Raw genomic sequence first — 1,064 nt, 5'->3', positions numbered from 1 at the left:
CTGCCGATATAGGTTATCCGTTCCTTCCTCTTCCATACTTCGATGTCTGGAAGTCAGTCTTGATCAGGGAAGGAACATGCACCTGTAGGCTACGAATATGCCTGCCAAGCACTCGATGATTTGCCCGTCACCTTCGAGCCTACAGGTGCGCTTGCGCCCTCTAACGAATCCTCAGGGAAAGCCCGACACGGCTCTCTATATCGCTTTCGCTGGACGTAAGCACGCATGTTCCTGCATGTACTTTAGCGCCTGTGGAGGTTGGTAATGAAAACGCTCCTGTCTCAGAAATTCACTGCTTATATCGGAATAGATTGGGCCGATACCAAACACGACGTGTGTTTGCAGGTTGCCGGGGAAACCCAGCGGCATTTTTCTGCCATCGACCACACACCCCAGGCGATTGATTGTTGGGCGAAATCGTTGGTTGAGCGCTACGGCGCTCCGATTGCGATTGCTCTTGAGCTCAATAAAGGCCCGTTGGTGGCGGCCCTGCAAAAGTACGAGTTCTTTTGCCTGTTTCCGATCAATCCAAGCACCTTGGCCAGACACCGCAAAACCTTTGTGCTTAGCGGCGCCAAGGATGATCCGACCGATGCTCAATGGGCGCTTGAGTTGTTGCTTACTCACCCGCAAAGGTTTCCTCAGCTGATGCCGCAAAGCCCGGCCATGCGTATTTTGGCCAGCCTGACAGAGCATCGGCGTGCACTGGTTGATGAGCGAGTGAAGGTCAGCAATCGCCTGATCTGCACGCTCAAACAGTATTATCCATTGGCCCTGGAGCTGTTTAACGATCATGAAACCGTATTGTTTTGCGATTTCCTGATGCGCTGGCCCACGCTTGAACACATCAAACGCTCTCGTCAGAGCACTTTTCTAAAGTTTCTTAACGAGCACAACGCTCGTCATGCCGAACGCAATCAAACCCGCTGGGAAACCATCGTCAAAGCGATGCCTTTGACGCAGGACTCAGGCGTAATACGGCCTTCGCAGATGTACGCAACAGCTTTGGCGTCGCATCTGAAAGGGCTTATTTCAACGCTCAAGGATTTTGATCGTGAGATCGA

General features: G+C 52.2%; 1 protein-coding gene. It reads left to right on the top strand.

The annotated features are described in order from the left end of the window. Positions 1-264: 264 nt before the first annotated feature. On the top strand, positions 265-1,064 hold an 800-nt coding region (locus tag ACP7EE_RS27585; RefSeq protein WP_426238171.1), incomplete at its 3' end, for an IS110 family transposase.

Source organism: Pseudomonas sp. TWP3-2 (assembly GCF_049897765.1).
GTDB lineage: Bacteria > Pseudomonadota > Gammaproteobacteria > Pseudomonadales > Pseudomonadaceae > Aquipseudomonas.
This window is presented reverse-complemented; position numbering and strand designations above follow the sequence as displayed.